Source organism: Rhizobacter sp., assembly GCF_035702065.1.
Taxonomy (GTDB): domain Bacteria; phylum Pseudomonadota; class Gammaproteobacteria; order Burkholderiales; family Burkholderiaceae_C; genus Rhizobacter.
This window is the reverse complement of the sequence record NZ_DASSRA010000108.1, coordinates 1-3785: the sequence shown is the minus strand read 5'-3', so window position 1 is coordinate 3785 and position 3785 is coordinate 1. Positions and strand designations below refer to the sequence as shown.

Here is a 3785-nt window from a genome sequence, read left to right as displayed (position 1 = left end):
GCGTGCGCTCGCGCAGGATGGGCATGCCCAGCAGCAGGGTGAAGAAGGCCTGCGTCTGCATCACCACCGAGGCCATGCCGGCCGTCATGCCGAGTTGCAGGCCCATGAAGAGCAGGCCGAACTGGCCCAGGCCCTGCGCCAGGCCGTAGGCGAGCAGGTAACGCCACGGCAGCTTGGGCGGCTTGATGAGCAGCAGCAAGGGCAGCGCGGCCACGCAGAAGCGCAGGCCGCCCATCACGAAGGGCGAGAGGCCGACCAATCCCGCCTTCATCACGACGAAGTTGAGGCCCCAGATGACGATCACCGCGAGGAGCCGGACGGCATCCCCGCGCGTCAGCGCGCCGCCACTCACAACGGCCGCCCGGCCGCGGCGCGCGCGGCCACGAAGCTCAGGAAGGCCTCACGGCTGGTCTTGCGGGGCTGGTAGCCCAGCTCGTCTTTGAGTCGGGTGTTGGCCAGCACGGGTCGATAGCGCAGGAAGTCGAGCTGCTCGGGGCCGTAGCGGCTGATGCCGAGCTTGTGGCCCACGCGAAGCGCGGCCTTGAGCAGCGGCGCGGGGAAGGACTGCACCTTCTTGCCGAGCAGGGCCGCGATCTCGTGGATGGTGAGTGCGCCGTCGCCGGCCACGTTGTAGATGCCGGGCAGGCCGCTGCGCAGCGCGTGCAGCATGGCGCCCGTCACGTCTTCGTCCCAGATGAAGACAAAGGGGCTGTCGCTGCCGCGGATGCCGATCAGGCGGCGCTTCTCGAAGAGCGCGGTGATCTGGTTGTCGACCGACTCGCCGAGGATGGTGCCGATGCGGAACACCGTCTGCCGAAGCTGCGGATGCAGGGTGCGGTAGAGCGCGAGCGACTCTTCCACCAGGCGCTTGTGGTACGAGTAGGCGAAGACCTCGTTGCCGCGCAGCAGGTCGGTCTCCTTCAGCCACGGGGGGTTGTCGGCCTGGTAGCCGTAGGCTGCACCGCTGGAGCTGACGATGATGTGCTCAACATGGGCGTTGACGCAGGCCTGCAGCAGGTTCTTGGTGCCCAGCACGTCGACCGAGTACTCGAACTCGCGCGTGGTGCCGCGCGGCGGCGTGACGATGGAGGCGAGGTGGATGACGGTGCCGATCTGGTGGCGGCGCAGCGACTCGACGATGCGCTCGTCGCGCACGTCCTGCTGCTCATAAACCACGCCGGGCAGGCGCCGCGCGGGCGGCACCTCGCGCACGTCTTGCGCCACCAGCACGGCGCATTCACCCGACTGGGCCAGGGCGGCCACGAGGCTGCGCCCGAGAAAGCCATCGGCCCCGGTGATCAGAACCCGCTTCATCACTTACTTTCCTTCTGCCAGCACGGCGGGTGCCGCCGCGGGGCGCCGCGCCCACCAGCCCGCGAGCAGCAGGCCGATCACGATGTCCATGAAGCCCCAGGCGCCGGCCAGCACGGCCATGCCGCCCAGTCCGCCGAAGAAGCTGAAGATGAGCACGAGGCCGAGGCCCGAGTTGCGCACGCCGACTTCGATGGAGACGGCACGGCGGTCGTATTCCTTCAGCCCGGCCGCGGTGGCGGTGGCGTAGCCCAGGCCGTAGGCCAGCGTGTCGTGAACGATCACGGCCAGCAGCACCAGGCCCAGGTAGTCGACGAAGTAGCGCCAGTTGCCCACGATGGCGCCGACGATGAAGCCCACCAGGCACAGGAAGCTCAAGATGCGCGCCGGCTTCTTGATGCGGTCCGTCAGGCGCGGCAGCTGGCGCGCGCACAGGATGCCCAGCACGAAGGGCGCGCCGATGATGATGACGATGTGCAGGCCCATCTCCAGCGGGTCGAGCGCGATGGCCTTGAGCAGCGGCGCGGCGGTGGGGTGCAGCGAGCCCCAGAAGGCCAGGTTGAGCGGCATCAGCACGATGGCGAGCGCGTTGGAGATGGCCGTCATCGACACCGAGAGCGCCACGTTGCCGCCCGCGCGGTGGGTGAGGATGTTGCTGATGTTGCCCGGCGGGCAGCAGGCCACGAGGATCATGCCGAGCGCGATGCTGGGCGCCGGCTTGAGCAGCAGCGTGAGGCCGAAGGTGATGGCCGGCAGCAGCAAAAACTGCGCGGCAATGCCGGCGGCCATGGCCACGGGCAGCTTGAGCACGCGCTTGAAGTCGTCGACACGGGTGTCCAGCGCAATGCCGAACATCAGGAAGGCCAGCACCACGTTCAGCAGCACCAGCGAGGCCGGGTTGAAGTGCAGCCGGATCTCGTCGACGGGGGGCATCATGCGGCGGCTCCTGCTTTGGCTCCGGGCCCAAGTGCGGCACTGGCGGCGCGCACTGCGGCGCGGTAGCTGTCCTTGTGCACGTAGTAGGCCATGCGTTCGAGCTTCAAGTACTTGTAGCCACCGCTCAGGTCGGGCGGCGGGCCGGCCTTGGCGGCCGCGAAGGCCTGGCCGCGCGCGGTGCCGGCGGCCTTGAACACGCGCGCGACCAGCTCGCCCTGCTCGTAGCGGCCTTGCCAGCCGATGCCGCTGGCTTCGATCATGCCCACCACGGCGAGGTTGTCGAAGCGCGGCGCGAAGATGTTGAGGTAGAGCTGCGGCGCCATGCCCTGCCAGTTGAGCAGCGAGGCGTCGATGAAGGGGTAGTGCAGCTTGTAGCCGGTGGCGGCGAGCACGAGGTCGTAGTCCTGGTGGGTGCCGTCCTTGAAGTGCACGGTGTGGCCGTCGAAGCGCTCGATGTCGGCCTTGACCGAGATGTCGCCGTGGCCGATGTGGTGGAGGATGAGCGAGTTGACCACCGGGTGCGACTCGTACATCTTGTAGTCGGGCTTGGGAAAGCCGAAGCGCACCGGGTCGCCGGTGAACCACTTGAGCACGGTGCTGTCGACCTTCTGCTTGAGCCAGGCGGGCAGCGGGCGCTTGCCGCCCAGCGTGTCGGCCGGCTTGCCGAAGATGTACTTGGGCACGAAGTAGTAGCCGCGGCGCACCGAGATGTCGACGCTTTGCGCGTAGTGCACGGCATCGACCGCGATGTCGCAGCCGGAGTTGCCGGCGCCCACGATCAGCACGCGCTTGTTCTTGAACAGCTCGGCTGACTTGTATTCGCTGGTGTGCTTGAGCTCGCCCGCGAAGTGGCCCTTGAAGGTGGGCATGCTGGGCTCGGCCAGCGTGCCGTTGGCGATGACCACGCCCTTGAAGTTGGCGGCGTGCAGCTGCTTGCCGGCGTCGAGCCACTCCACGCGCCACAGCGGGCTGCCGCTGTCGGCCAGCGGCACCACGCGCAGCACGCGCGCGTTGAAGTGGAAGTGCTCGCGCAGCTTGAAGTGGTCGGCAAAGCGCGCGAAGTAGCGGCACAGCTCGCGGTGGCTGGGGTAGTCGGCCACCTTGTCGTCCATCGGGAACTCGGCGAACTCGGTGGTGCGCTTGCTGGAGATGAGGTGCGCCGACTCGTAGACCGTGCTGCGCGGGTTGGCGATGTTCCACAGCCCGCCCACGTCGGCATAGGCCTCGAAGCCCTGGAAGGCGATGCCTTCCTTCTGCAGGTTGCGCGCGGCGGCCAGGCCCGAGGGGCCGGCGCCGATGAGGGCGACCTGGTGCTCGGTGGGCGAGGCGGCGGGGGCGAGGGGTGCGGGGGGTGTGATGGGGAGGGCGCTCATGGGCGTGGGTCTGTCTCGGTGTGTTGTCGTTGTGCGTCGGCGTTCACGCTGAGGCCGGGGATGGGCGTGGCACCCAGCTCGCCGGCGCGCGGCTTGCGCGGCTGCGCGAGCAGCAGGCGGTCGTGCCACGCGGCGGGCAGCAGGCCCAGCGCGCGTGCCACCCAG

Annotated in this window: 4 protein-coding genes; all 4 read right to left on the bottom strand. The window is 68.8% G+C overall.

The window, feature by feature from the left end; translation table 11 throughout:
* Window positions 1–337: EamA family transporter (locus VFL64_RS04835; RefSeq protein ID WP_489539251.1), on the bottom strand; the 337-nt coding region annotated here is incomplete at its 3' end.
* Between the two features lie 11 nt (window positions 338–348).
* On the bottom strand, window positions 349–1314 hold the full coding sequence (locus VFL64_RS04830) for an SDR family oxidoreductase (RefSeq protein WP_489539250.1): 966 nt from the start codon (window positions 1312–1314) through the stop codon (window positions 349–351).
* 3 nt (window positions 1315–1317) lie between these two features.
* Window positions 1318–2247, bottom strand: coding sequence for a bile acid:sodium symporter family protein (locus VFL64_RS04825; protein ID WP_489539249.1), 930 nt, complete (start codon window positions 2245–2247; stop codon window positions 1318–1320).
* Window positions 2244–3620 carry a flavin-containing monooxygenase gene (locus VFL64_RS04820; protein ID WP_489539248.1) on the bottom strand — a complete coding sequence of 459 codons (1377 nt, stop codon included), beginning with the start codon at window positions 3618–3620 and terminating at the stop codon, window positions 2244–2246. Before VFL64_RS04820 ends, VFL64_RS04825 begins: the two co-directional genes overlap by 4 nt.
* Between the last annotated feature and the right edge of the window lie 165 nt (window positions 3621–3785).

Coding starts and splice junctions, on each gene's coding strand:
- VFL64_RS04830 (WP_489539250.1), bottom strand. CDS start 1,314: ATGAAGCGGGTTCTGATCACCGGGGCCGATGGCTTTCTCGGGCGCAGC.
- VFL64_RS04825 (WP_489539249.1), bottom strand. CDS start 2,247: ATGATGCCCCCCGTCGACGAGATCCGGCTGCACTTCAACCCGGCCTCG.
- VFL64_RS04820 (WP_489539248.1), bottom strand. CDS start 3,620: ATGAGCGCCCTCCCCATCACACCCCCCGCACCCCTCGCCCCCGCCGCC.